Consider the following 23307-nt stretch of genomic DNA (forward strand, 5'->3'; position numbering starts at 1 on the left):
ATTTGCTTCACATTGATCAATAGCAGTTGTTCTATCTGACAAAGATTTTCATTAAATCCTCAGCAACGACGGATTCTCCATCAAAAACAGCATTGGCTTCTTGCCAAACCTCTTCAGGAATAACATTAGGCAAGAAGTGGGTCATCACTAATTTTTTCACCCCAGCTTTTTGTGCGATTTCTCCTGCTTGCTGTGGAGAGCAATGTTCTTTTTGTAAATTATCCCATATCTTTTGTAATTCTGGATCTTTGGTTTCTCGATAAATTCCTGTTTTTGCAAGACACGCATCTTGTACAAGAATATCCGCATTTTGGGCTAGTTTAACAATATTTTGGGTTGGTGCAGTATCACCAGAAATGACGACGACTTTATCTTCTATTTCAAAACGATAGCCGAATGTTCGAACATTGTGAACCATTTCTTCAGCTGTCACCTTTGCTGGAATAACATCAGGTACTACTCCTGGTTTGTCAAGCTCAATAATGTTTACATCCAATACACCATTCCCGGGTCTTCCAAGGGAGGTACGATAAGAAATATCGTCATCGTACATATTTAATAACGTCTCATGAAAATTCTTTATTCCTTTTGGCCCGATAACGGTCAATTCCCTGCGACCATTTCCCCATCCACCTAAAAGAAATTGTCCATAGCCAAAAAAATGATCCGAATGAAGATGTGTCATGAATAAGCAAGTTACATTCTCCGGTTTGATTCCTGCTTTAAGCAATTGAGTTGTAGTCCCTTCCCCACAATCAATCAAAATAGGTGTGTCTCCAATATGTAGCACTTGACTAGGACCTGATCTTTCCAGATCTGGTCGTGGACTTCCCGTTCCAAGCATCGTAATTGATATCGTATTTTTCATTGTATTTTTCATCCTTTTGTCAATTGATTAAACTACATTCATTTTTTATTTTACCAATTCCATTAAACGTCACATATCGTTATATGACAACTTATAAAGACTATTATCTAAATCAATTTCATCATTCAATAATCACATTTAAATCCAAACAATAAAACTTGGTGGAGTTGATTTCCACTCTTGGCGGACGCTTTCCACGAGCGGCTGACGAGCCTCCTCACTCGAAATTAAAGGAGGGCCAACTAAAACCGGCCTTTGCGGCCAACGTCGGCATACCCCTTGCCGGGGCAGGGTCTCATCTAGGCCTTTCCTCTCGCAGGAGTCGTCCGCCTGCCGTTCCAATCCCCGAAGTTTATATTATAAATACGATCAATAATGTAACTTTACATATAAATGTTCGTATTTATTTCTGGAATGAGCATTGATGAAATTGACTCATCTAACTACTTAAAAAATACTTTCTTTCAATGATTATATATATTCGTTCCTAATCTATTGCTTTTTCAGTCGCAATATAAGTTGGTGTAGTTGACTCTTCCCTTGGTTTTATTGTTTCAGGATAATCTTTTTTTGCAATGGTAAATCCAGTGAAACCATAGATAATATTAATAATTGGAACTAAAAAAGCAAAAAATAGATACGGAATCAATTTAATTGGATCTACGCCAAGAACAGAGGAAACGAATAAAATTGGAACGCCCCAAGGTACTAAATAAATACCGACAGACCCCACTGTCTCTAAGCAACGAGATAAATTTTTCGTATCAAGACCCCGCTCTTTATATGTTCCTACTAAAGCTCTCCCTGGTAGTATAATTGCTAAATAAAGTGCTCCACTGGAAAATCCAATTAATAACCCTGAAAAAATAGTAGCCGATATTAGTGCACCAACTGATTTTGCTTTTTCTATCATCTTATCTAATAGCACGCTGAACAACCCAGCGCCTTCATAAATACCACCTAAAGCAGTTGCAAAAACGACTAATAAAATAATCCCTGACATGGAAACGATTCCACCTTGTGTCAAAAGAGTATCAAGAAGTTCAATGTTCGTGTCTGCGACATACCCATTTGTCATTGTCTGAACGACTAATGCAACTGAACTACCTTGAAATATAATGGAAGCAATCCCACCAAGCAACGCTAATGTAGTTAACACAGGGATAACAGGAAACTTTTTTACAATTAAGATTAATGTAATAATTGGCAATAAAAATAAAACAGGAGTAATAGTAAATACGTTAGCAAGATTAGCAGTTATTTCCTCGAGTTGTGCTAAGTTAACTGTATTACTAGCATATTTATTACCGATAAACCAGAAGATGATAACGGATATAAAGTAAGCTGGTAATGTATCCCACAACATATGTTTAATATGACTATATACATCTGTATCCACAATTGCGGGAGCAGTAATCGTCGTATCACATAATGGTGACAACTTATCCCCCATTAGTCCACCAGTCACTACAGCAGCTGCTACAATCTCTGCAGGAAACCCCATTCCCTGCCCAATGACCATAAAAGCAATCCCAACTGTTCCTGCCGTAATAAAACCGTTCCCTAACACTAGTGTCAAAATGCCGGCAATAATCGCAACCATTGGTAAAAAGAAAGAAGGATTAATAATATTTAGACCATAAAATATTAATGTCGGAATTGTTCCACTCAATATCCACGTTCCAACTAAAGCACCTATTATCATTAAAATAAATACGACAGACAGTACCATCCTAACACCATTTATCATATACCCTTCCACTTTTGTCCAAGGGTGTCCTAAACGAATTGCAATAATAGCTGCTGTTACGATACTTAGCATTAATGGAACAAGCATGCTAGTATCCCATACTAATATGGATAGGAGAGCACCAACAACTAAAACAATCAATGGCAATATTCCATCTATTATTGTTGGATTTTTTACTTTTGACATCATAACCATCTCCTCAGATTTTGCGTAATAATCATCTGCTTTTCTCGATTACATCTTCTTATCTGTTATATTGAGTGGTTAACATTATAGAAGGTAAGCGATTTCAATGATCGTTATTTTCTTTTCTATATTTTAGAAGTTTGAACGTGAACATAACTGTTTCACGTTCTAAACCAATGTTTATTGAATTCTTTTTTCAAAAGCAGTTAATGCATCTGAAAAAATAGCAAAAGCTTCTTCAATTTCTGCTTTTGTACTTACAAGTGGAGGTGCGAATACGATTGTGTTTGCACCTTTATACATAACGGGACGGATAATAAGTCCACGATCTTCACATTCCTTACTCAAAATCTGAGCTGCAAATTCAGCTGGCTGAAACGGTGTATTTGTTTCAGGCTCTTTAAATACATCAAAGGCAGACAGGAGACCAACACAACGATCATTTGTAACATGTGGATGACGCTCTATTAAACTAGCAAAGCCATTTTTTACAACAATTTCCATTTCCTTTACATGGGAAACGATATTTTCCTTTTCGAGCACTTCTAGTGTTTTAAGCGCTACCGCACATGAAGTTGGGTGCCCACTATACGTAAAACCATGAAATAGGATTCCATCTGTTAGTGAAGCTAACTCGTCCCTAAATGATTCTCTCATGATGACTGCACCTAACGGAACATATCCACTAGTAATTCCTTTTGCGACCGTCATAAAGTCAGGTACAATTCCTTCATTTTCCACTCCAAACATTTTCCCAGTTCTTCCAAAACCACAAATAATTTCATCAGCAATTAGAAAGATGCCAAATTCATCACATAATGCACGAACCGCTTGTAAATAACCTTTTGGAGGGACATTCAATCCTCCAGCTCCTTGAATTGGTTCCATCATCACTGCTGCAATCTTTTCTGGACCTTCTTTTTCAATCATTCCGCGTATAGAACTTGCATAATTAGGATGTGTCGTATCCCCTTTTTCACACTCGGTTAAGTAAGGTGTTGCTTGCAGGAATCCGGGTGCAAATGAAGTTCCAAACGTATTAAAATTATCCATACCTGTTGCTCTAGTTGCCCCTAACGTAACACCATGGTAACCCTTTTGCAGACTAATAATATTCGTCCGCTCTGGCTGGCCTTTTAACTTCCAATATTCTCTAATAATTTTGAATGCACTTTCATTTGATTCTGATCCACCTGATGTGAAAAAAGTGACATTTAAATCACCTGGTGTTATTTCAGCAATTTTTTTAGATACGCGAATGGCTGGCTCATTTGAAAAATTATTAAAAGAGGACGTAAATGGCAACGTTTCCAGCTGATTTCTTGCCGCTTCTGCTAAATCTTTTCGTCCATGACCTAAATTCACATTCCATAAAGAAGATAATCCATCAATATACGTTTTCCCGTTGATATCCGTTAAATAGATTCCCTCGCCTTTTGTAAAAATATGTGAAGGTCCATGCTCTTGATGGGCTCTCACTGATGAAGTCGGATGCATAAAATAGTTTCGGTCCCACTCTCTTAATTGTTCTGTTAACGTATCTTTTACATTGGCAATCGACATAAGTCATCCCTCCAAATTAGTTTTTAATGATTGTAGATATAAATTTAGTCTCTAAAAATCCTTCCAAAGTATCTGGTCCACCTTCTCTACCAAATCCACTCTCCTTCACTCCACCAAATGCTCCTTCTACTTGGGATAAAACAGTGTCATTTATTCCAACCATCCCAAATTCAAGTGCTTCGGATACTCGATGTGAACGTGATAAGTCATTCGTAAATATATAAGCGGCAAGACCATAGTCTGTATCATTCGCCTTGTTAATTACTTCTTCTTCTGTTTTAAATGAAAAAATCGGTGCGATTGGCCCAAATGTTTCTGCATAAGCAATTTCCATCGTCTCATCTACACCTTTTAAGATGGTAGGTGCATAGAAGAAACCATTTTCACAACCGTCAACTTGTAGCTTTTCTCCACCTAAAACTAATGTTGCTCCTTTTTCCAAAGCATCCTTCACATGACTTTCTGCCTTTTGGACACCTTGCTCATTTATGACAGGACCAATATCCGTATCATCTTTGGTACCGTCGCCAACATTCATTGACTGAATCAGTTGCTTACATTTATCTGTAAACTCATCAACAATATTTTCATGTACGTAAATCCGATTTGGACTAATACATGTTTGACCAGAATTATTTAGTTTACTACGAACAATTTGTTGAATAGTAGCTTCCAAATCACAATCATCAAATACTAAAATAGGAGCATGTCCGCCTAATTCCATCGAAGCTCTTTTTACTTGCTGAGCCGCTTTTTCATAGAGCATTTTCCCAACCTTGGTAGATCCAGTAAACGTTACTTTCCGAACACGTTTATCTGACAACCATGTGTCTCCAATGGCGGGTGCATCTCCTATTACTAAGTTCAATACTCCTTTTGGAAAACCTACTTCTTCGACAATTTCAAAAAACTTAATGGCTGTTAACGGAGTCTCTTCTGCCGGTTTAAGGGCAACTGTACAGCCTGCAGCGAGTGCTGGTGATAGCTTTCTTGTAATCATACTAAATGGAAAGTTCCAAGGTGTAATGGCGACAACTGGTCCAATCGCTTCTTTTTTTAATTGTAGCCGTTTACTAGGATCCATTGATTCTACCGTTGTACCATATATACGTCTTGCTTCTTCCGCGTTCCAACGAATATATTCAGCCCCATTTAGCACTTCCATCCGAGATTGCTTGAGTGGCTTCCCTGCTTCCAACGTCATTATTTCAGCTAATTCTTCTTGATAGTCGAGCACCTTTTCATATAGATTCCATAACAAGTTTGCTCTTTCCCTTGCAGGAGTTTTTTTCCAAGCTCCAAAAGCCTCAGATGCTGCGTCAATCGCAAGTTTTGCTTCTTTAGCTCCTCCTTTTGAAACATGAGCAACACATTCACCTGTAGCAGGATTGATCACATCTATTGTTGAATTCTCTTCTGCTGTTTGCCAAACACCGTTTATAAAAAACTCCTTTGTTGTTTGTTTTTCTTTCGTAGACATGTTAAATTCCTCCTCATTTATATTTATCAAAGAATGATTCGAATACTACACTACCTGAACCAATTGCTGTTGCATCCTCTCCTAATGCACCTTGGCTAAAAGTAACATCTAAGTGTGGAAATAATTTACTGTACCTCTCTTTTGCTTTTTCAACAGACACTTTATAAAACAAGTCTAGTTTTCTATAGATAGGTCCACTTAAAATAACTCTGCTTGGTTGAAAAATAGTGATTAAGTTAGCTAATCCAGCAGCTGAAAAATAAGCAGCGTTCCTAACTACTTCTTTACACAATTGATCTCCCTCTTCTAATCCACGAACAATATCAGAAAATGTAAGAGCTGAACATTCTTCTACCCTATTCTGTAATAAAGAGTTAGCTCCTCTTTTTAGCTGGAATTGTACCTCCTTAATTAAAGCAGGGATAGTTGAATATGCACACATACAACCATAATTTCCGCAAGTACATTTTCTCCCATGTATGTCTACAACCATATGCCCCTGTCCAAATGCACCCGCCTTGCTCTCAGACCGTATAATCTCCCCATTTATCATCAGGCCCAGTCTAATGCCTATTCCTTTATTTATATGGATGACAGTTCGATCACTCCTTGCTATGCCAAGTCGATTTTCAGCCTTTAATGCTGTATTTTCTCCATAATCTAAAATTACTTGACTAGCAAACTCTTCTTTTAGTAATTTTACAATCGGGACATCCGTCCATCCGGAAGCGGGAAACTGTTGCGGATTTATAATCATCCCTTTTACAGTATCTAGTGGCCCTATCGCACTGACTCCAATGCCAAGAAGGGAATTTACATCAAGCTTTTGTTTTTTTAACATGGAATAGATAGTAAAGATAATCTTTTGGATGATTACATCTGGCGTGCTCGTTTCGTTCATGACAAAACTTTTTTCTTCAGCAATCGTTAAATTCAACTCTAAAAGAAGAACTTTTGTATAAGTACGAGAGATATCGATACCAACTAAATAATTTACTTTAGGTGAAATAGCTAACTTTATCGCCTTTCTACCTCCTCTTGATTCCGCCTCCCCACTTTCATAAATTAAACCGCTTTCTAGAAGTTCATCTGTTAAGCGAAAGCAAGTACTAAGCCTTAAGCCAGCTCTTTCGGCAATCTCCGTCCGAGTTAAACCGCTTTCATTCGCTACAATGTAATAAACCGACTTTAAATTATCCCCTTTTTGTGTCGATAATGACAAAATCCTCTTCAGCATATATTCCTTCTTTTTCATATATCATATTATATATCTTTTATTCATTTTAGTCAAAAGTTTTTAATAATAAGGCTATAACTTTCATTTTACAATTAAAATTTCTAGTAATTTTAATATCTTCTAATCAATTTGAATAAAAGTTTGTCATTTCCTACTATACTTGCTTTAAATTAAATCGTAACCATTCCTGTTTACAAATCGTAATGATTACGATATACTTGGTTTATCATTATGAGGGAGGAATGATTTTTTGAAAAGAGTGAGTTTTATCGTTTTAATCTTTATTTTTATTTTAGCGGGTTGTGCATCAGGCTCATCAAATGAAGATGCTGACAATAAAGATGGATCGGATAATAATGATACATCAAATGATTTAGTACTTTATACATCCATTTATCCAATGCAGTATGTTGTAGAGCAAATCGCTGGGGAAGATGCGACAGTGAAATCTATTTATCCGCCAGGTGTTGATGCCCATACATATGAACCTACTTCTAAAGAAATAACAGATTTAGCAAATGGGGGTGCGTTCTTTTATGTTGGTGCGGGAATGGAAGGATTTGCAGATAGCGCAAAAGAAGCATTACAATCCCAAAAAGTAGTTTTCGTTGAGATTGAAGAAAATAATGAGGATCTATTTTTAGAAGGTGAACATGAACATGCTCACGATCATGGAGAGGATGATCATGACCATCATGCTCATGAAGAGGATGAACATGACGAGCATGGACATGATGAGGAGGAACACGACCATCATGCTCACGAAGAGGAAGAGCATGACCATCATGCTCACGAAGAGGAAGAGCATGACGAACATGGACATGATGAGGAAGACGATCATGACCACCACGGCCATGATGACCATCATCATCACGATCATGGGGATGTCGATCCACATATTTGGTTGGATCCATTACGTATGATTGGAATGGGTGAAATTGTTAAGGATGCATTAATTGAACTAAATCCAGAAAATGAAGAGAAATATAATGAAAACTTTGCTATACTAAAAGAGAATATGACTGAACTTGATGAAGAGTTTAAAGAAAAATTGCAAGCGAAAGATAACAAACAAATCATCGTTACACACGCAGCTTATGGGTATTGGGAACATCAGTATGGTATTGAACAAATTCCGATTAGTGGATTATCTTCTAGTGATGAACCTTCCCAAAAAGAATTAGCCGAAATCGCAAAACTTGCAAAAGAACAAGATTTACAATATGTTATATTTGAACAAAATAGTTCAAACCGAATTGCATCGATTATTCAAGACCATATCGGTGCAGAAAAACTGGAACTTCATAACTTAGAAGTACTAGTAGATGAAGATATCGAAAATAACGATGATTATCTATCATTAATGAAGAAAAACCTAGAAGTACTTGATCAAGCTACAAAGTAATAAAATTTGCGCCCTTCCTTCAAGGGCGCTTACTTGAGGTGAAACAAATGTCTGAATCGGTTATACGTTTGGAAAATATCCATTTTACCTATGATGAAAAAATAATTTTATCGAACGTGAACCTTGAAATTAAACGAGGAATGTTTATGGGGCTCGTTGGACCAAACGGTGGTGGAAAAACGACATTAATTCAACTAATATTAGGATTATTAAAACCTGATCAAGGCTCGATCTTTCTACTCGATAAACCGATTGATAAATTTAAAGATTGGAACCGGATTGGCTTTGTTTCCCAAAAAGCAAATACATTTAATAAAGGGTTTCCTGCAACTGTTTATGAAGTCGTATCGATGGGACTAACTGCAAAAGTTGGTTATTTTAAATTCATGAAACGAAAAGACAAACAAAAAGTATTAACAGCCATTGACCAAGTTGGTATGAGCGAGTATGCTTATCAAAATATTGGGAACTTGTCAGGCGGACAACAACAACGAGTATTTATTGCCCGAGCTTTAGTTAGTGATCCTGAATTACTTATTTTAGATGAGCCAACAGTCGGAATTGATTATCAAAATGTGGAACGATTTTATGAACTACTTCATGAACTGAATACGAAGCAAAATATTACCCTATTACTTGTAACACATGATACAGGAGCAATGACAAAATATGCAACAAATGTCGTCTGCCTAAATCAAACATTGCATTTTCACGGAAAGACAGACGAATATTCAGCACTTTCAGCAGAGTATTTATCAGAAATTTACGGACATCCTGTACAAGTTATTGTTCATGACCATGATTGATGGAGGTTTTTATGTTAGCAGATATTTTGCAATTTGACTTTTTACGTCACACGTTTTTTACAGGAATTTTAATCGGTATTATCGCTCCATTACTTGGTTCATTTCTAGTTGTTCGCAGGTTATCACTATTGGCAGATGCTTTATCACATGTAACGTTAGCGGGAATTGCATTCGGTTTATTTATTGAAAAGATGTTCCTTCTTCCATTATTAAGTCCTTTATATACTGGGATGGGATTTTCAGTCGTCGGTGCAATTTTAATTGAAAAGTTACGATCTGTTTATCGTGCATACCAAGAAATAGGTATACCGATCATATTAAGTGGAGGCGTCGGCTTAAGTGTTATTTTCATCTCCCTTGCAAATGGATTTAATACCGATTTATTTAATTATTTATTTGGCTCTGTTTCAGCCGTTAGTCGAACAGACTTTTTCACGATTCTTGGCATTTCCATTTTTATCGTTTGTATTATTTTCATTTTTTATAAAGAATTATTAACTCTTTCATTTGATGAAGAACATGCAACCGTCTCAGGTATCCATTCGAATCGTATTCATTTTTTATTTATTGTATTAACTGCACTTGTTATTGCTGCTTCCATTCGGATAGTTGGAGTACTACTCGTTTCTGCCTTAATGACTTTACCTGTTGCAAGTGCAATGAGAGTTGCAGTTAGTTTCAAACAGCTTATTTTTTATTCAATTCTATTTGCTGAAACCGCTGTGATTGTCGGGTTAGTTAGTGGATATTATTTGAGTATACCACCTGGTGGGACAATTGTAATGATCGCTATTATTATTTTAATGATTTCATTAGGATTGAAGCGACTATCTTTTCAATTTCAAAAGGGTGTGAAATAAATGGATATGAAAAAAGCAAGTTGGTTACTTCAAAATAAAGGATTTAAAATGACAAAAAGACGGGAAGATATTTTAGCCTTTTTTGCAAAAGAAGATAAATACCAAACGGCAAAAGATTTATATGAATATATGGAAACAACCTATCCTGGAATTAGTTTTGATACTGTTTATCGTAATTTACATTTATATCATGATTTAGGTATTTTAGAATCGACTGATTTGAATGCAGAAAAACATTTCCGTATGAATTGTGGGGATCACCACCATCACCATTTCATTTGTAATATTTGTGGTAAAACAAAAAAAATTAATCTATGTCCAATGGATGAAGTGGAGAAACTTCTTACTAAATATATGATTGATGGGCATAAATTTGAAGTGTATGGCTTATGCCCAACATGCCAAATTGCTTAAAAGGTATTTCCAGATTAAAATTATACGTAGCAATTGGTATTGGTGGTGTCATTGGCTCTTCTTTACGGTTCCTTCTTTCATTCCTTTTTGGAACGAATAATTTTTCAGCTTTTCCTTGGGCTACATTAACTGTAAATGTAAGCGGTGCATTTTTGCTTACGTTTGTTTTATTTACTCCTTTCATCAAGGATAAAATATCGCCGACCATTTTTACAGCCATAACCACAGGAGTAATTGGTTCTTATACCACATTTTCGACTATTACGGTAGAAGTAATTTTGGTTGGAAAAGAAAATGTTTTCTATGCGTTCCTTTATTTGTTCTTAACAATTTGCGGTGGACTATTGTGCAGTTTCATTGGCTATAAAGTGGCAAAAAGTCTTAAGAAAGAAGCGATTGTACCATGATGATTCAGCTCCTTTTTGTTGCTATTGGAGGTTTTTTCGGTAGTATCATCCGTTTTTTTATTTCAAATAGACTAAATAAACACTTTTTTGGAACTTGGATTGCGAATATTTCTGGATCGATCCTACTTGCGATATTACTTCGCTATTATTTAACTGGAACAATTCCTGATTATTTATGGTTACTATTAGGAGTTGGATTTTGCGGGGCTTACACGACGTTTTCAACATTCGGCAACGAAACGATTCAACTTTTATTAGCGAAAAAGTATCAAACGGCCATGTATTATGTCCTTAGTTCCTTTACCCTTTCCATTATACTTGTCGGGATTGTATTAGTTTGGTAATAAACATAAAAAAAGCTAGTTCCAACGATTACGTGAAACTAGCCTTCTTCTTTAGCCTTCTACAAACTTTCCTTCAAAAACAAACTTTTCAATCGGATGACGATTGGAAGGGATTTCTCTTTCTTTATTTTTTTCAGATAATTCTCCTTGTGGATTGTGATAACCAATCGCAATAATTGCGTGTATATCATATTCATCTGGAATATGTAAAACTTCTTTCGCTTTCCCGCGATCAAAGCCACCCATTCCGTGTGTAATTAACCCTTGACGGTTTGCTTCCAGAGATAAATATCCCCAAGCTGTACCAGTATCAAAAGTATGTGCTATATTTGGATCTCCCGCTTCATTGCGTGTCGTTTTTGATGCAATGGCAACGAATGCAGGAGCATTTTTACACCATTCTACATTTCCTTCATAGAGAAATGAAAGAAATTTTTTGCGATCTTCATTCGATTTAGCGAAGATGAATCGCCACGGTTGCCAGTTTGCAGCTGATGGTGCCCAACGAGCCGCTTCAAATAAGCTGTTTAATTTTTCCTGCTCTACTTCTTTGGTTGAAAATGACCGTGGGGACCAACGCTTTATATAGATTGGATCTATTGGATAATCTGCTGTTCGGTATTCTTCTATATTCATTTTTTGAAATCTCCTTTTTGCCAACTAAATTATTCGCACATACATTATCATAGTAAAGGACAAAAAAGGATTCAACCTATATGTTTTGACGACTTCTTAAGGTAGATTGTTATTTAGTATAATCTGTTGTATAAACCCATTCAATTGTTTGTTTATCTGTTACCTTATAGTTTCCTGCACTACGATTAATTAAAGAACCATCCACTTTAACGAGCCAACCACTTAAAGGGCCTTCATCAAATTCATTTAATCCATTAATTCCTTTTATATATGCAGTGCTACCTGATCCAGAGTAATCAATGCTAATTCCTGTTTTTAAAGACGCATCTAATACTGTATCACCTTCGTTAATTGTGACCGTTGTAGCCGCTAGACCAGAACCATTATTTACACCGCTTGGGATTGAAACAGACACTGTGACCGTTTGTTCTACCTTTTCCTCTTTCTTCTTTTCTTTAGGAGCAGATTGATTATTTTTAGATGAAGAAGATGAATTGCTTTTTGTACTCTTATTATTTGTATGACTGCTTGTTTTTTTCGTATCATTTGACTTTGATGTTTTTGAATTGTTTGATGATTTATTATTATTATTACTTTTTTTAGTTGTCGTTGAGGATGTATCATTTTTAGCTGTTTTATTATTGTTATTGTTCGTACTTGTGCTGTCTTTTGTTACATCTTGATCTTTTTTAGTCTTTGTAATTTTTGTTTGTAACGGGTCTTCCGAATCTTCGGATTTGTCTTCTTTCTTATTATTCTCTTCTTCCTCATCCGTTTCATCATTTTCATCTGTATCTATCTCGTCTTCCCCGTCGGCTTCTTCACTAATTTCATCTATTTTTTCCTGATCATCTCTTTGATCATTTCCTACATTTTCTTCCTTATTTCCACAGGCAGAAAAAATAACTAGTAAGCTCACTAACAAAATGACTAGAAAGTTTTTGACTTTTTTCAATTGGGGTCCCTCCTTTATAAAGATTTTAAGGGGGCTGGGACATAACGAAAACGACCAAATCTAAAGACGAACAATGTATTACCTTAGCGGAGGAAATATACGTAGACTCCTGCGGGAGAAAAGGCATTGGTGAGACCCCACAGTGCACTAGCACGAGGAGGCTCACCAGCCGCCCGCGGAAAGCGTAGTATATTTCCAGAGCGGGTTATATGCAGCTACCATTGTTCAGGTTTTTCTTTGGTGAAAACACTTTTGTCCCATCCTCACTTTTTAACTTATTCCTGTTTCCATTTTCGTTGAAGCATGAAAAACACAAATCCGACTACAAGTACTAAAAGTCCGATTACGAACATATTGAAAACATCTGTTGCAGTTTTCGGTAATTTATCACCTTTGTTATCTGTTTTTTCTTTATCAGTCTCTTCTTTTTTCGTAGGCGGCTTTTCTTCACCATTTTCTTCTTTTGGTGTTTTCGTCTTATCCGTGTCATCTACCTTACCGTTTTTATTTGGCTTTTCTTCTTTAGGCTCTGTTGGAATTGGTTTTGGCGGTACCTCTCCATCAACAAAATTTTTATACGTTGATAATGCTAAAAATGCTTGTGGTGTTGCTGAAAAACTATCTGATTCATCGTCTCCAAGGACATGACTATATAGTCCATCTGCCGTTTTAAATTCGAGTAAATGTTCTACTAAATTCTTTCCTTCTTCTTTCGTAAATGGTTCACTTGTTGGTTCAACACCAACAGCGACTAAACCAGTAATAACTTGTGAAACTGTTTCACTCGTATATCCGCCATTCCACTCATCATAATAGCCACCATTACTCGCTTGTTCATTTGATAAATAAGTTACTGCACGGTCAATTGCAGCTTTTACCTCTGGTTGATCTTTGTAATTAGCTAGTGCAATAAGCGCCATTCCTGTAATATCTGCACTAGGCTTGGAGCCGAAAAATGCCCAGCCGCCTCCATCTAGTTCACTTTCAAGAATAAGTTGTACAAGCTCGTTTTCTTTCTCTTCATTAAACTCATATTGTCCACTATTTGCCGCAATAAGGGCGAAGATAGCTGCGTTAATGAGGGGATTTTCTAAACCACTATGTTCTGCTAACTTATCTAATAAATGAACGCCTGAAACATTTGTTACATCCACTCCGGATGAAGATAGAGCAATGATTACTTTCTCTAAATCAAAGACATTTCCAAACTCACCCTCATTTTCTTGCACTACTTGTTCAATACTTTTTATATAGCTATTTGGAACTGAATTACCTGAAGTCGCAAGACCCCATACCCACCATTCATCTCCGAAAGCCGTCGCTAGATCATTAGCAACAACATGGTTTGCTAAAAAATCAACCTCTTTACTTACTTGATTGATCAGTTTCTTTGAAGGTGTTTCCTTTTCAGGTGTAGGTTTTTCCTCATTATTCTTCTCATCATTATTATCGTTTTCATTTGTTTCTTCATCTATTTTTTCGTCATTTTCATCTTCATCATTCTCTTCATTGTCTGGATCTTCATCTTCCTCTTCTGATCCGTCATTAAATGATTGGACTCTTAATTGAATATGTTCACCCGGTTGAACTTGGTGACTCAATACTCCAACCTGGGATGATTGATCATCGATTAAAAACTCCCACCATTGATTTTCTGCTAATTCTACATCACCAACATTATTAATGAATGTAAAAAAGGTTGAATCTACTGCGACATCAAAAGGTACATCTTGTTTTTTTGTCGCCTGTACGATCGCATCATATGCTGTTGAATTTTGGGTAACATTTACACTTTCTTCATGAATGATTGGATTTCCTTCCCCATCCATCGCGGAAACCGTCACAGTAATGTTCGCATCCATATCATCCGTTAGCCAAAATAAAATATTATCGCCATGCTTTACTTCATAGGCTGATGTTCCGACAGAAGCGGAATTGCCATTTACAATAAAAGACCAAAAGTTTTGATATGTATCCCAATCAGAATTAATGCCATTGATTCCGTTGATCATGATTCCATAGTCAAATTCATCATAATCAATCTCATCTGCAACATGTTGTAAGACATCCCATGCAGTATCTCCATCATTAATCTCTACTGCTTTCGTATCAATCACATTTTTTCCGTCACCATCAATGGCCTTAATTGTTACAGCTTGATCCAACGTTTCAGCTGAACTAATTTGTGGTTGGATAAATGATAGATTCACAAAAACTAATAGAAATGAAAAAAACAATGCAAATTGCTTCAAAATACGTTTGTTCACCTTACATCCCCCGTTTCCTATTTAAATAAAAAAAACATCCTCTTGAAAGGACGTTCGCATGCAAAGTAAATGACATAACATGATTCATGTATCATCTTCATTCGCACACCTTCTATCCTCGTAGTAGGTTATATTTTGGAAAAAAAGATAGGTATCCTGGCTTTTGCTCCTCATTTTCTATCACCTTCCCATCAAATTGACAGTGGTATTTTGATAGAAAATTCACAATTACAGTGGCGGGACCGCGTTGGATTTACACCAACTTCCCTATTTCTCGATTTTCACAAATCGCTCTCTTCCCAGCTATTTAATTACTACTATCATAAATTAGGAAACAATCGATGTCAATTTAAAGTCATATTAGAACTTAATAGATACATTCCCAATACTTCATTTTTATTCGTTGAAAAATATTTTTCGATTTTACTATTTGCTTCAATGTTTTTTCTTTAAATTCATACACAAATTGATAATCTTGAGGCGTAGTTTGATGTTCACTAAAAACTGCTTCTTGATTTATTTGGATAACTTGTTGAAATTTTCTTGCGTAATCAGATCCGTATTTATTTTTAATGAGAGGAACATAGGTATTTGTCGATCCACCTTGTCCTTCGATACCTTCATAACGGAGCAAAAACATCGTATATGAAAATAAGCTCATAATTGCGTTATCTATATTTGCCTGCTCAAATAAACGATTCCGCTTCCTTACTTTCATCCGTTTATGGATAAAATACCCTACCGCTCCTCCAATTATGATCATAAACAACATACTAACAATGATAAAGACAATCTTGGAGATGGATAAAGAATCATTTTTCCCCTTTTTTTCCTTAGGTTGGTCGGAATCTTTCTCTTTAATCTTTTGTGTTGGTTCTGTGGCACCACCGCTAGAACCTGTCGTTGATAAATGATCTTTTTCTTGTTGGACATTTCCTTTTGGATAATTTGATAAGTCAGTTGGAGCCATTACATGATAATATGGTGGGGTCACTTCTACTGGAATCCAACCTATTTCATCCATATATATTTCCGTCCATGCATGTGCATTTTCTCCAGTAACACTAATCTTCTCAAAATCTTGTACATTTTCTATATCAGCAGGTGTCACTAAGTAACCTTCAATATATCGTGCTGGTATTCCTAAATAACGAAACATTAATGTCGCTGCAGTTGCAAAATGTGTTGCATATCCTTCCTTTGTCCTTTGAAGAAAATGCACCATAAAATCTCGATCCTCTGGTAAAGGTTCCGGGTTTATTTTATACGTGGACGTTTCGTTTAAATGACTCTTGACAAAATTAATTGCTTTTTCATATGCAATATGACTATCTTCCTCTGTGTTAGCTAATTCAAAATGATTTTTAAACAGCTGTTCAATCTGCTCAGGCAAATCAGTATATGTTTGATACACATATGAATTATAATGGCTTTCATGATTAAAATACTTTTTTAGCTTATCATCATCTCTTCGTTCATATAGTTCACTCGCCAATGTTGGATATGTGCTCACTAAGTCTGAATTCACTTCATAACTATATAAGCGATCTCCAAACCACTTTGTTGAGTGTAGCATACTGTCACTATATGGTTTTACTTCTGTATTAGTATAGTGTGAACTCAATTCATAGGGAGTATATATATATTTACTATTGGCATTTTTATTATTAATCGTCATTTGCACGGTTTCGCCTACTTGATCCAGTTCCAATATATTCCGAATGTTATGGAGCTGATTGAACGCATAAAACCCTTCATCATGTAACCAATAAAATAATCCATGATTTGTATAATATGTTTCTTCATGTAACTCTTCCCAACGTTCACTTGTATAGGTGGAACCTATGAACCCTCGTAAATATAGGGAGGTAGGCTTGTCCATTACGATTTCTAAAGCTTCCTCTTCATGAAGTTCTAATTCAGATAATCTAGTGAAATCCCCATGTGTAAATGAGTTTGTCTTGTTTTTTTCATAACGAGCATTCTCTATTTTTGCAATGATAAAATTACTTACGTTATTAATATACTTATTTTTTTCATATGTTTCAGACGGATAAATGAATAACAATGCGACAACAGTGGTCACATAGACAACTAACATTAAAAGTGAACTTAACTGAAATACATTGCTTATCGTATAAGTCCTACTATTCTCTTTCTTTATGATGAGAAGTAAGCAGAGAAAAAATAACATGATATTTAATAAATAATGAGCTTGGAGTTGGAAAATAATTTGCAATAAAAATGTTCCAATCACAACAAGGACACTGATACCAACTTTATTATATTTGACAAGATAGTAAAACAAGACTGAAAAAGCAAATGTAAAATAAGCCCATGAACTGTTTGCAACAAATGGTATTTTTACTGTTGAAATAGTAATCATATATTCCGGTAATATAACCCCTGTATGTATTCCAATCGCATAAAAGACATCATTTAAAATAGTAAGTAATCCTTGAAAAATAAACGGATAGAAAAGGATAAATAGCAATATAACGCCAATGAAAGCTAAATATTTATATCTTTTTCTTTGATTAAAAATAGATAGAAATATAATAAACATAAGACCCGGTATCATCGATACGAAATGAATCTTTTGTAATTGAAACATCGATCGTACAATAAAGATTAATACAATATACAACATACATGTAAGTAGAATATCGATAAATATTGTTCTTTTGTCCTTATTTTCATTGACCGCATTTAGGTCAAACGATAATTCAAGTTGCTTGTGTTTATAATCCACCTCAACCAAACTCCTTAAACAGAAAGATTTTGTCTTTTATTATCTGTCGTTCTAGATTTATGCACTAGTAGTAGCATCATCCGTTTTTCCTAACGAGCAATGGATAATATTCCATTTTATATGATGTAAATGTTCCAAGTTACTTTCTGCTCTTTGTAAAGATGTAATATAAATTAAATGTGATAGTTGTAATCTGTCTTTATGGTGACTAAAAGCATGGATACTAGTCTCCCCTTTCACTTTAAATGTCATGACAAGCATTTTGCGTAATAAATGATTTAATTGATCGAGAGAGATGATTTTTTCAACCTTTAAATCATTTATATCGTAATCTAGCCAGCTTATATAATGAGCTTGATTTTGTTCTAACAATGCTCTTGAAAGTGAATAAGTAGATTCAATCATTTCGTTTATTTCTTTCGCTTCCATATTCTCTACACTTGTTTCAAGTAGAATATAGTAAGAAGAGTCTTTTGGGTTACTCATTTCTTTCACTAGTAAATGATCTAGTTTGCTAGAAAGCTTCCAATGAATATGTTTCACATTGTGACCTACTTCATATTCTTTCAACCCAATTACATCAAGATGATCGAATCCTTTTTCTTCTATTTGTAAGAAGTCTTCGTGAAAATCAGTCATCCATGTATCCAGTAGTATATTTATATCGTTTAGATAAGGTAACACATACAATTCTTCTTGTTTCATCAACTGTTTCGATGAGCCTACTATGCCAAAAACATCATATACTGTCCTATTTTCTACCGTAAAGATTATTTTTCCTACATATTTACTTTTTAATTGAATGGGGATGGATTTACTTTCCTTTCCATTTAAGGCGGTGTAAAAATGATCACTATACTGTTCATTCGTCAACACATTATGTATACGGAGCCCAAATTTAACTTTTGTGACGGGAAATAAACTATTATTTTTTACATGCAGTGTGAACAATCCGTTTTGATTATTATAAATGGATCGTTTATTTTCAATGGTAAGCTGGACTTTTTTTCTAACAAAAAGTACTAGTATACAAGAAAACGTGAATAAACTTATCGTTAAAATAAGTAGTAACAATGCAACATATGAATCATTGAAAACATAAAACAAGAGAACAAAGACGAGTAATATACTTATAAGAAAACGATTTCGTATCATAGCATCACCTTTATCATTTTTCATGTTTTTAAATGCTCATATTATATTGAATATCTGGTGTAGGTACCTTATTTAATATTCCTAATAACACTGACTCTGCACTCTCATCTGATACTTGTGCTTTTTGGTCCAAAATAATCCGATGATTTCCCGTATCAATAAACATTTCGATCACATCTTCAGGTATAACATAATCCCGACCAGCTAAATATGCATGTGCTTTTGCTATCCGACTAAGCGCTAACGCTCCACGTGGACTGATGCCTTGTATAATTAATTCATTAGTTCTTGTCGCCTCTGTTAAGCTCGTAATATATTTTAACATTTCATTTGCAACATGGATTTCTTGTACTTCCGTTTGCATCTTCATTAATTCATCAACAGTTATTACAGCCGTTACATGATCAAGAGGTTGTTCCTTTTGTCGATCTTTTAATATTTCCACTTGACTGTCAAAGTCAGGATAACCAATACTTGTTTTAATCATAAAACGATCCATTTGGGATTGTGGTAACATTTGCGTTCCATATGAACCGATTGGATTTTGTGTAGCAATGACATTAAAAGGTTGTGGTAAATCATAAGTCATTCCATCTACCGTCACCTTTTTCTCTTCCATTACTTCCAAAAGAGCAGCCTGTGTCCTACTTGTTGTACGATTAATTTCATCTGCTAACAACAAGTTACACATGACAACACCTTCTTTAAACACAAATTTTTCTTGTCCTTTATCATACATTGTAAAACCAATGACATCGGAGGCAACAACATCAGGAGTAAATTGGACCCGGTTAAAGTCTAATCCAAGTGCTTTACTAAATGCTAAAGCCATCGTTGTTTTTCCCACCCCCGGGATATCTTCAAGTAAAACATGTCCTTCTGCAAGAATAGCCATTAACACTTTCTTAGCAATCTCATCTTTTCCAATGATTACTTTTTTCACTTCATTTATTGCTTGTTCTAGTTTTGCAAGCATGATTGATCCTCCTCATCATTACAATCCATATTTTGATTTTACTCGCTCTAATTTATCCCCTATTGGCTTTATCGTTAGTAGTAAAAATACAACATTCGAAACGGCATAGGTCAGCATAAAAGGTATAGACAAACTAACCGCAGCGACATACCGTTTCATGTTAAATACGCCATCGATAGATAATACTGTCCAAATGTCCATCAATAAGGAGAAAAATACGCCCGCTAATAAGCCAAAAAGGATTAGTACAAATTTATTTTTAAGTAACATCGTGCGAATATCTGGTAATCCTGCTAATAATCCAACAATTCCCCAAGCAAACATCTGAAATGGTGTCCAAGGTCCTTGTCCAAAATACATATTAGATATAATCGCAGTTAAAGCACCTACTAAAAAACCAGCTTCTGGTCCAAAGTAAAGAGCTGTCAAAATAACGATCGCTGTAACTGGTTTAAAGCCTGGTAATGCGGCAAATATAAAACGGCCAACGACAGACAGTGCAATCATAGCAGCTAGAACAACCAATAATCGAACATTCGTTTCTCGATGTTCAAAGGTAAGAAAAAAAGGTACTAAAGTGAAAAGCACAATGACAAAGGAAATAAATACATAACCTCGATCATCAAAAAAAGATACACCAACCCAAATGGTTAGTGGAATGAAAAGTAGTAAGACGATATAACTAATCCATTGCTTTTTCATGTACAATCTCCCGAGCACTTTGACATACTTGAATAATTTCATCAACAGTAATCGTATTGTCAAAAATATGACGTGACATTCGACTTGCCACGGTCGTATAATAATTATTCGCTGAAAAAAATGCGGTTGGTGTATCGATCGATAACAGATTACGATCAAAAAATAGACCTACTCGATCGGAGACATGTGCTGCAAATTCAATATCATGTGTCACGATTATGATCGTTAACCCTTTATCTTTTAGATCTTTTAAAATCTGTAATAACATCTTTTTAGAGAATGCATCAATCCCTTTGGTTGGTTCATCTAACAATAAAATTTTAGGCTGTAAAAGTAGAATTTTTCCAAGGGCGACCTTTTGCTGTTCCCCTCCGCTTATATCGTATGGGTGTTTATGTAATATTTTTGTTATGGCCAAATCACGAGCAATCTCCTCTATTAATTGTTCCATACGCTCCTCAGAATATTGCAGTACTTTGGATATTTCCTTATAATCCTCACGTACTGTATCCTTGATAAAAACAGTTCTCGGATCTTGTGGTAGTACGGCTAAATGATGCCGGTACAATTCTTTTCCTTTATACTGCTGAATTTTTTTTCCACTAATCCACACTTTCCCACGATATGGTCGATTTTGACCAGACAATACTTGTAATAGCGTTGTTTTTCCTGAACCATTTCCTCCTAAAATAGTGACGATTTCTCCTTGATATATTTTCACATCCACACCTGCTAAAACGTCAGGTAAATCTCGTTCATAGCGAAACCACGTATTTTTAAGTTCTATAACAGGGTTTGTTTGATTTAGAACTACCTCTTTCTTGACAGCGAGAGCGACTTTATGGGAAATCAATTCACTCAAAAACCTTTTTCCTTCTCGAACTGTTAATGGGCTGTCCCCTTTTCCATTCAAAGAGTGAAATACTTTCGTTGCTGTTGGTAAAGCTGCTAACATCGGATGTTGTTCATCTAATTCCTTTAAACATTCCCCTACTTTTCGTGGATGGGTTACACATAACATTTTTCCTTTTTCCAATAGGACAACCCGATCAGCCAGTGATAAAACTTCTTCTAATCGGTGTTCTACTAGAATGATTGTTAAGCCCAAATCCCTGTTTAATTTTTCTAGTGTATGAATAAAATTCGTTGCAGCAATTGGATCGAGTTGTGAAGTTGGTTCATCTAAAAGCAGTACGTTCGGTTGCATGACCATAATAGAAGCAAGGTTTAATAACTGTTTTTGCCCACCTGATAAGTCGGTTGTTTTTTTTTGAAACCAAGTATGTATTCCGAAGTAATTAGCAATCTCACCAACTTGTCTCCGAATAACTTCTGTTGGAATCCCTAGATTCTCTAACCCAAATGCTAGTTCATGCCATACTTTATCAGTGATAATTTGATTTTCTGGATTTTGCATCACATAACCAATCTCACTTGCAGCAGTACGGTCATCAAGTTCCTCGATATTTTTTTCTTTATAGTAAATGGATCCAATTTTCTCCCCATGTGGAGTCAGTTCCCTTTTTAACATGTTTAATAATGTCGTTTTTCCAGAACCGGATTCACCAAAAATAACGATAAACTCCCCTTCATGAATAGAAAGATCAATCGATTTTAAAACTGGTTCATGCTGTTCTGGATAGATGAATGAGACATTTTCAATTTTAAATATTTCCAATGGAGATTCTCCTTTATTTCCATAAGTGTCGGTAACATCATGAAGACAAGCACGATAAAAAACTGGCAGCTATTTTCCCATGATAGCGTGATTTTTGTCAGCGCAGGATAATAGTTAATTGTAAAATGATTCATTCCATGTAAAAAGAGCAATATTCCTAATAAAAGAATGATCAAAATCAGCATAACGCTATCTTTTACATGCCAACGAAATAAAGAATAATTTGTTCTGCCTTTTAATCCGTATCCTTTTGCTTTCATTCCATCTGCTTGTAACATCGCATTTTCTAATGACCACATGATCATACTATTAAATATTCGTATCCCGCTAACTAGCCGATCCGTTATACTGGTACTCGTATATAGCCCTAATGTTTTCTGAGTTTGATGTACTTTCCTTATTTGATGTATAAATAGCGGAATAAATCGTAATGCCATGGACAGAACAAGTGATAATTTTGGAAGTGTTTTGCCGAATAAATAAATGAATTTATCAGATGTCATGAAAAGACTGTAAGATTTACTCCAAAAAATCACAGCTACCAACATAGTTGAAATAAAGATCCCATAAATGATCGCTTCAAATGTGATAGGATTATCATTTAAAAAGAAGAGAATCGTTTCTCCTTTATGTACAAAAATCGGATTTGTTATGGCAATAAGTAAAAAAACGAACAAATAGAATCCTACATCTTTCATAAGCTGTCTAAACGGTATTAAGAAGGCAAACAATGTTAGTGAGCCAACGAAAGAAAATGCCAATATGATCGGATGCATCATAAGCATCGTTACACAAATGATTGCACTATAATACATGAATAAAACAAATGGATGGAAATTAGCCATACTTTTCATAGCACCTTATCC

General features: G+C 35.3%; 20 protein-coding genes and 1 riboswitch. Of the genes, 6 read left to right on the forward strand and 14 right to left on the reverse strand.

All coding sequences use genetic code 11. From position 1 onward, the window contains the following. Positions 1 to 31: 31 nt before the first annotated feature. The 5 genes from DFR56_RS21025 to DFR56_RS21050 all read right to left on the reverse strand — a co-directional run bounded on the left by DFR56_RS21025 (position 32) and on the right by DFR56_RS21050 (position 7084). Positions 32 to 868, reverse strand: a complete 837-nt coding sequence (locus DFR56_RS21025) for an MBL fold metallo-hydrolase (protein WP_158525752.1) — start codon at positions 866 to 868, stop codon at positions 32 to 34. A 487-nt stretch (positions 869 to 1355) separates the two neighbouring features. Then, positions 1356 to 2804, reverse strand: a complete 1449-nt coding sequence (nhaC, locus tag DFR56_RS21035; RefSeq protein WP_110397431.1) for a Na+/H+ antiporter NhaC — start codon at positions 2802 to 2804, stop codon at positions 1356 to 1358. 180 nt (positions 2805 to 2984) lie between these two features. After that, positions 2985 to 4367, reverse strand: coding sequence for an aminotransferase family protein (locus DFR56_RS21040; protein WP_110397432.1), 1383 nt, complete (start codon positions 4365 to 4367; stop codon positions 2985 to 2987). A 16-nt stretch (positions 4368 to 4383) separates the two neighbouring features. Further along, a complete protein-coding gene (locus DFR56_RS21045) occupies positions 4384 to 5847 on the reverse strand; it encodes an NAD-dependent succinate-semialdehyde dehydrogenase (RefSeq protein WP_110397433.1) in 1464 nt (487 codons plus the stop codon). Between the two features lie 13 nt (positions 5848 to 5860). Beyond that, positions 5861 to 7084 carry an ROK family protein gene (locus tag DFR56_RS21050; protein ID WP_211320660.1) on the reverse strand — a complete coding sequence of 408 codons (1224 nt, stop codon included), beginning with the start codon at positions 7082 to 7084 and terminating at the stop codon, positions 5861 to 5863. 259 nt (positions 7085 to 7343) lie between these two features. Here DFR56_RS21050 and DFR56_RS21055 point away from each other — a divergent pair, with 259 nt between their 5' ends. From DFR56_RS21055 to crcB, 6 genes are read left to right on the forward strand one after another with little or no spacing between them, the layout of a single operon-like run. Beyond that, entirely contained in the window at positions 7344 to 8489 is a 1146-nt protein-coding gene (locus DFR56_RS21055; RefSeq protein ID WP_244916608.1) for a metal ABC transporter solute-binding protein, Zn/Mn family, read from the forward strand. Between the two features lie 47 nt (positions 8490 to 8536). Beyond that, positions 8537 to 9295: a metal ABC transporter ATP-binding protein gene (locus DFR56_RS21060; protein WP_110397435.1), complete on the forward strand. Its 759-nt coding sequence runs from the start codon at positions 8537 to 8539 to the stop codon at positions 9293 to 9295. An 11-nt stretch (positions 9296 to 9306) separates the two neighbouring features. Beyond that, entirely contained in the window at positions 9307 to 10155 is an 849-nt protein-coding gene (locus DFR56_RS21065) for a metal ABC transporter permease (RefSeq protein ID WP_110397436.1), read from the forward strand. Beyond that, the gene (locus DFR56_RS21070) at positions 10156 to 10569 is read left to right on the forward strand and encodes a Fur family transcriptional regulator (RefSeq protein ID WP_110397437.1); all 414 of its coding nucleotides are present in this window, start codon (positions 10156 to 10158) and stop codon (positions 10567 to 10569) included. Further along, on the forward strand, positions 10545 to 10976 hold the full coding sequence (locus tag DFR56_RS21075; protein ID WP_110397438.1) for a fluoride efflux transporter FluC: 432 nt from the start codon (positions 10545 to 10547) through the stop codon (positions 10974 to 10976). The genes DFR56_RS21070 and DFR56_RS21075 overlap by 25 nt, the downstream gene beginning before the upstream one ends. Beyond that, entirely contained in the window at positions 10973 to 11320 is a 348-nt protein-coding gene (crcB, locus tag DFR56_RS21080) for a fluoride efflux transporter CrcB (protein WP_242694916.1), read from the forward strand. Before DFR56_RS21075 ends, crcB begins: the two co-directional genes overlap by 4 nt. Positions 11321 to 11371: 51 nt before the next feature. On the opposite strand, the gene DFR56_RS21085 is transcribed toward crcB, so the two are convergent. The 9 genes from DFR56_RS21085 to DFR56_RS21125 form a co-directional block, all read right to left on the reverse strand. Beyond that, on the reverse strand, positions 11372 to 11956 hold the full coding sequence (locus tag DFR56_RS21085) for a nitroreductase family protein (protein ID WP_110397439.1): 585 nt from the start codon (positions 11954 to 11956) through the stop codon (positions 11372 to 11374). 109 nt (positions 11957 to 12065) lie between these two features. Next, on the reverse strand, positions 12066 to 12911 hold the full coding sequence (locus DFR56_RS21090) for a DUF4430 domain-containing protein (RefSeq protein ID WP_158525755.1): 846 nt from the start codon (positions 12909 to 12911) through the stop codon (positions 12066 to 12068). A gap of 275 nt (positions 12912 to 13186) precedes the next feature. Then, positions 13187 to 15178: a DUF4430 domain-containing protein gene (locus DFR56_RS21095; protein WP_110397441.1), complete on the reverse strand. Its 1992-nt coding sequence runs from the start codon at positions 15176 to 15178 to the stop codon at positions 13187 to 13189. Between the two features lie 128 nt (positions 15179 to 15306). Then, a riboswitch (cobalamin riboswitch) is annotated at positions 15307 to 15489 on the reverse strand. Between the two features lie 56 nt (positions 15490 to 15545). Continuing rightward, positions 15546 to 17930: a transglutaminase-like domain-containing protein gene (locus DFR56_RS21100; RefSeq protein WP_110397442.1), complete on the reverse strand. Its 2385-nt coding sequence runs from the start codon at positions 17928 to 17930 to the stop codon at positions 15546 to 15548. Positions 17931 to 17987: 57 nt separating this feature from the next. Continuing rightward, on the reverse strand, positions 17988 to 19109 hold the full coding sequence (locus DFR56_RS21105; RefSeq protein ID WP_110397443.1) for a DUF58 domain-containing protein: 1122 nt from the start codon (positions 19107 to 19109) through the stop codon (positions 17988 to 17990). Between the two features lie 4 nt (positions 19110 to 19113). Then, positions 19114 to 20061, reverse strand: coding sequence for an AAA family ATPase (locus tag DFR56_RS21110; protein WP_110397444.1), 948 nt, complete (start codon positions 20059 to 20061; stop codon positions 19114 to 19116). 18 nt (positions 20062 to 20079) lie between these two features. Continuing rightward, positions 20080 to 20763: an ECF transporter S component gene (locus DFR56_RS21115; protein ID WP_110397445.1), complete on the reverse strand. Its 684-nt coding sequence runs from the start codon at positions 20761 to 20763 to the stop codon at positions 20080 to 20082. After that, the gene (locus DFR56_RS21120) at positions 20744 to 22441 is read right to left on the reverse strand and encodes an ABC transporter ATP-binding protein (RefSeq protein ID WP_110397446.1); all 1698 of its coding nucleotides are present in this window, start codon (positions 22439 to 22441) and stop codon (positions 20744 to 20746) included. Before DFR56_RS21120 ends, DFR56_RS21115 begins: the two co-directional genes overlap by 20 nt. Further along, the gene (locus DFR56_RS21125; protein WP_110397447.1) at positions 22378 to 23295 is read right to left on the reverse strand and encodes an energy-coupling factor transporter transmembrane component T; all 918 of its coding nucleotides are present in this window, start codon (positions 23293 to 23295) and stop codon (positions 22378 to 22380) included. The genes DFR56_RS21120 and DFR56_RS21125 overlap by 64 nt, the downstream gene beginning before the upstream one ends. Positions 23296 to 23307 lie beyond the last annotated feature (12 nt).

It is taken from the genome of Pseudogracilibacillus auburnensis (genome assembly GCF_003201975.1).
Lineage (GTDB): Bacteria > Bacillota > Bacilli > Bacillales > Amphibacillaceae > Pseudogracilibacillus > Pseudogracilibacillus auburnensis.

What these genes read in the sequence shown, in the direction of transcription:
- DFR56_RS21105 (WP_110397443.1), bottom strand. Translation starts at nt 19,109, where the DNA reads ATGAAAAATGATAAAGGTGATGCTATGATACGAAATCGTTTTCTTATA.
- DFR56_RS21040 (WP_110397432.1), bottom strand. Translation starts at nt 4,367, where the DNA reads ATGTCGATTGCCAATGTAAAAGATACGTTAACAGAACAATTAAGAGAG.
- DFR56_RS21085 (WP_110397439.1), bottom strand. Translation starts at nt 11,956, where the DNA reads ATGAATATAGAAGAATACCGAACAGCAGATTATCCAATAGATCCAATC.
- nhaC (WP_110397431.1), bottom strand. Translation starts at nt 2,804, where the DNA reads ATGTCAAAAGTAAAAAATCCAACAATAATAGATGGAATATTGCCATTG.
- DFR56_RS21060 (WP_110397435.1), top strand. Translation starts at nt 8,537, where the DNA reads ATGTCTGAATCGGTTATACGTTTGGAAAATATCCATTTTACCTATGAT.
- DFR56_RS21025 (WP_158525752.1), bottom strand. Translation starts at nt 868, where the DNA reads ATGAAAAATACGATATCAATTACGATGCTTGGAACGGGAAGTCCACGA.
- DFR56_RS21045 (WP_110397433.1), bottom strand. Translation starts at nt 5,847, where the DNA reads ATGTCTACGAAAGAAAAACAAACAACAAAGGAGTTTTTTATAAACGGT.
- DFR56_RS21050 (WP_211320660.1), bottom strand. Translation starts at nt 7,084, where the DNA reads ATGCTGAAGAGGATTTTGTCATTATCGACACAAAAAGGGGATAATTTA.
- DFR56_RS21125 (WP_110397447.1), bottom strand. Translation starts at nt 23,295, where the DNA reads ATGAAAAGTATGGCTAATTTCCATCCATTTGTTTTATTCATGTATTAT.
- crcB (WP_242694916.1), top strand. Translation starts at nt 10,973, where the DNA reads ATGATGATTCAGCTCCTTTTTGTTGCTATTGGAGGTTTTTTCGGTAGT.
- DFR56_RS21075 (WP_110397438.1), top strand. Translation starts at nt 10,545, where the DNA reads ATGCCCAACATGCCAAATTGCTTAAAAGGTATTTCCAGATTAAAATTA.
- DFR56_RS21065 (WP_110397436.1), top strand. Translation starts at nt 9,307, where the DNA reads ATGTTAGCAGATATTTTGCAATTTGACTTTTTACGTCACACGTTTTTT.
- DFR56_RS21110 (WP_110397444.1), bottom strand. Translation starts at nt 20,061, where the DNA reads ATGCTTGCAAAACTAGAACAAGCAATAAATGAAGTGAAAAAAGTAATC.
- DFR56_RS21070 (WP_110397437.1), top strand. Translation starts at nt 10,156, where the DNA reads ATGGATATGAAAAAAGCAAGTTGGTTACTTCAAAATAAAGGATTTAAA.
- DFR56_RS21115 (WP_110397445.1), bottom strand. Translation starts at nt 20,763, where the DNA reads ATGAAAAAGCAATGGATTAGTTATATCGTCTTACTACTTTTCATTCCA.